This is a genomic window from Neobacillus sp. NPDC058068 (genome assembly GCF_042885335.1).
In the GTDB taxonomy this organism is placed as follows: Bacteria; Bacillota; Bacilli; order Bacillales; family Cytobacillaceae; genus Neobacillus.
Map to the genome: position 1 here is coordinate 1 of NZ_JBHVSI010000069.1, position 1,110 is coordinate 1,110.

General features: G+C 68.1%; 1 protein-coding gene. It reads left to right on the forward strand.

The window, feature by feature from the left end:
- Positions 1–1,018 (forward strand): replication-relaxation family protein (locus ACFVSW_RS28010; protein WP_387319895.1); only part of this gene is annotated, 1,018 nt, incomplete at its 5' end.
- Positions 1,019–1,110 lie beyond the last annotated feature (92 nt).

The window sequence follows — 1,110 nt, forward strand, 5'->3', positions numbered from 1 at the left end:
ACCCCACACCATCACCGGCAAGTTCAACGTCATCCCCGACGCCGTCGTCCGCCTGCCCGAGATCGGCATCCCGGTCCTCTTCCTGGAGCTCGACCGGGGCACCATGACCGACATCCGCAAGGTCGCCGGCAAGCTCGACAACTACAAGCGCTACTTCGACCGCACCGTCCAGGACGGCGGCCAGGAGCGCCTGGAGGTCGAGGTCCGCTACAACGCACCCGAGCCCGAGTACGGCTACAGCCACCGTCGCACCGTCCGCCCGCCCGTCCTGTTCGTCCTGGACCAGGGCACCAGGGGCAGCCGCCCCCGTTACAGCCCCGAGGCCCTGGCACAGCGCCTGAAAGGCCTGCGCGACGCCACCAGCGAGCACTGGCAGGGCTGGGCGGGCGAGCAGGAAGGCGTCGCGTACGCCACCTTCCACGGCAAGATCCCCGTGCTCGGCACCACCGTCGAGCGCCTGCGCGAGCACGGCTGGCAAGGACCCACCTGGTGGCGCTTCGGCCGGCCCGGCTGGCACTCCCTCACCGACGCCCTCAACGACGAACCCGACTGGGACCTGATCGACCAGCGCCGCCAAGAACGCGAGGACCAGGAGAAAGCCGAGCAGAAGCGGGCCGCCAAGGCCGAGCAGGACGCCGAGCTGGCGAAGCTGCGCAAGGCGCTGCTCGCCGCCCGCGCCTATAACGACGCCCTGCACCCGTGCCATACCTGCCACGGTCCGCTCGGCGGCGCGCATGACTCCCCAGACGAGCTGGGCGAGAAGGTTCACCCGGACCGCCTGGAGTGCCCGGCCTGCGACCACCAGCGCCGCACCGCCAAGGGACGGCCGCTCATTCTGGAACTGCCCACTCCTCGCGCCCTGCGACGCTCCGAGAAGAGCGGGCCGCCCGAGGACGACCCCTGGTGGCAGGTCCGTCTCCTCCACGCACAACACTGGCCGAAGCCCAGAAGCAACGGAGACGCTTCCTACAGCATGACCCAAATTCCGTACGGCCGGTCAATACCAGAACGACTATGAAAAGCCGAACCATCGTGATGTGGATTCTCTATCTGCTATATCGGGCAAGGTGTAGCAGACAGAGAATCCACATGGGCCGTACGGACCGCACC